General features: G+C 47.1%; 2 protein-coding genes. Both read right to left on the bottom strand.

Annotated features, from left to right (window positions below):
• Positions 1-263: 263 nt before the first annotated feature.
• Positions 264-989, bottom strand: a complete 726-nt coding sequence (locus tag Q0668_RS11860; protein ID WP_298864687.1) for a DUF1080 domain-containing protein — start codon at positions 987-989, stop codon at positions 264-266.
• 137 nt (positions 990-1,126) lie between these two features.
• The gene (locus Q0668_RS11855; RefSeq protein ID WP_298864684.1) at positions 1,127-2,527 is read right to left on the bottom strand and encodes a DUF1501 domain-containing protein; all 1,401 of its coding nucleotides are present in this window, start codon (positions 2,525-2,527) and stop codon (positions 1,127-1,129) included.
• Positions 2,528-2,850: the final 323 nt, after the last annotated feature.

The following is a 2,850-nucleotide window of genomic DNA, read 5'->3' as shown; positions in this document are numbered from 1 at the left end:
TTTCTACGCATGGTGGATCTCCTGAATTGAAAACAGTTTATGAATTATTATTTTTTTATGTAGAAACGCCAACCAAAATTGACACTCAAAAGTCAATTATAATAAGCAGACGCAAATCATGCTTTCGTTTGTTTAATTCATTATCCTAAGTAAGAGTATCATGTCTAAAATGCAGACTCAAGAATAATTTCTTATTGACGGGTATACATGTGTGATCAGCGTAGTTACTACCGTTGGTGTTTGCGTCCTCATTTGGTGATTTCTTACTTTAGAAGAGGGGCGGTTTGTGCTTTTGACGTGATACCGGGGGGTAATTCCATAATTTGAATACTTCGGAATTGAATTTCTGCTCCTTCCGATTCGAGACAGAGATACCCTTTCTTGATCGAGGCATTTCTGACGCCGTTGACGAATTTGCCATTCACGGAAAGTTTCACAACGCCATCGACGCAGACGACATCATAGACATTCCATTGCCCTTTTCCTTTGCAGCGATTTTCAATGGACTTGCTGCGTGTGCCGCGCGGGTTATCGGGTATTGTCGTTAAACCATTCGCTCCAAAGAGTTCGCCATGCACATAGGCAATCGGAGGCAGGGTACCATCTTTTTTCTTATGGAGGTTGACCCATTCGAGTTCCAGCATCTGAATTTCCATGCCTTTGGGTAAGCGTCTTCCTTCCGGGACGGTACCTGCGCTCCAGGCAAATACGCCTGAATTTCCACCGGCTTCCATATGGCGCCATTCAACGTGTAACAGAAAGTTTTCGTATTGTTTATCCGTTCGCATGACACCAATGGGGTGTCCCGTACAAATCAACATTCCATCGCGCACAAACCAGGTATCCTTGTCGGTGTTTACATTGACCCAACCGGTCAGGTCTTTCCCATTGAAGAGAGGTTTATAGTGCGGTAACTCTTCCGCATTCGCGATTATTGGATTGCTGAGAAGTATCAGAATGAAGCTGAATAGGATGGCGATATTTTTCATGGTTGAAACGTTCCTGTGGGAAGTAGAATGATTGTGTGGCGTATGTAAACAGCAGGAAGCTATTCTAGTCAATTCGATCATACCTGCTCCAAAATCGTGAAACAAGTAGTTGTTGTGGTGTGGTGCAAACGGAGAAATCAAATGAGTTCTGCCAGGGGTTTGCCTTCATCGAGGAGATATTGGGGCCTTCCGTGTGGGTCTGTTAACGTGACTGCATGTGGATCAATGCCGAGGGTATGATACAGAGTGGCAAAGACATCTTTGTAATGCACGGGTCGCTGAACTACAGTGCTGGCGGTGCGGTCTGTTTTACCAATGACCTGTCCGGTTTGCAGGCCTCCCCCAGCGAGAATGGCAGGGCCTACACGTGGCCAATGATCTCGGCCTCCATTTTTCGAATTAATACGAGGTGTGCGCCCAAATTCTCCCCAGGCAACGATTGTGACATCGTCTAACATCCCGCGTTCCTGCAGGTCGGTTACCAGGGCAGAGAGTCCATGATCAACGATTGGCAGTAATTGACGCAAACGCTCGAAATTGTTCCTATGCGTGTCAAAGTCACTAATTGAGATACTTACACATCGTACACCCGCTTGTACAAGACGTCTGGCTATCAGGAATTTCTTAACGGCATCGGGGCCATCACTTGTCGTGAATTTTGTAACATCGTTTTGTGATGCAGGTGAGTAGCGTGCCAGTGTGGCGGGATCTTCCTGACTTAGATCCATTGCATCGGCTAGACGACCGGAGGTAAGAATGCTGACTGCCTGTTGTGAAAATCGGTCCATGGCATCCATCATGCCGCTGGAGTCAACTTTGCGTCGAATCGTATCCAGTTTCGAGAGTAAAGTCGTTCGATTCTCCAGTCTTTGCAGACTAAGAGCAGGATTTAATTTCAAGCTGACTTGATGGTCTGTCCCCAGACGTTTCAGTTCGCCTTGCATCCCTTTCTCAAGCTGTCGCTCAAATAAGTCAGAGAGGTCGGGGCGGAACGGTTGGTACGAGGGGCCTAAAAACCCGGGTCGTGCGCTGTTTCTGACTAAGCCGCGTCCTTGCATGATATCGACAAACGGGGGAGCCAGATCGCGGGCTGTGCTTTCGAGTTTCGCGATGACCGAACCGAGAGCCGGGCGACCGCCGACAGAGAGCATATCTTTTTTGCGAAAACCTGATTGGCATTGAAATGCATTATGGGCTCCGGCAGAACCTGTCAGAGAACGAATCAATGCAAATTGATCGGCGTGTGCTGCCATGCGCGGCAGTAGCTCACAGATTTGAATCCCGGACACTTTTGATGAAATGGGTTGAAATTCGCCACGTATTTCAACGGGGGCATCGGGCTTTAAATCGATCATATCCATATGGGGCGGGCCGCCATCCAGATGCACATTGATGATGGCTTTGCTCGAGGAACCGATGCCTGCTTGCGCTTCTGCCCGTAATAAATTCGCCAATGAGAATCCGGTCATTCCCAGTGCTCCGGCCTGGATGAATGATCGACGTGTTTGCTGCTTCTGTGAGCTCAAGAATGACAGCATTTCTCCCCTTTCCCATCAGGGTGAGCAGTCATTCCTTGTGACTGAACCCGACCTCCGAAACTACAAAACATGCATCAATGGGTGTTTATACCAGAAGTTAGGTAAAGAACTCAAGGTGATTCGCAGTAAATCAAAAACTAGACAATCTTATCTAGTTTTAAGTTGGAGAAACTGTTAGAATCAGTGCGATTAAAAAGTGCGAAACTGAAGCCATTTCAGATTCAACCTGTCGATGTGAGATTCCTGGTTCCGTTGATATTCGAGCCAGGATCAGCATGGAGTTGATTGAGAGAAACTTTCATCTTGAGTATCGAAGGAGTTAT

This window comes from uncultured Gimesia sp. (assembly GCF_937910335.1).
In the GTDB taxonomy this organism is placed as follows: Bacteria; Planctomycetota; Planctomycetia; order Planctomycetales; family Planctomycetaceae; genus Gimesia.
Note: the sequence above shows the minus strand (reverse complement) of the source record. Positions and strands in the feature narration are given on the sequence as shown.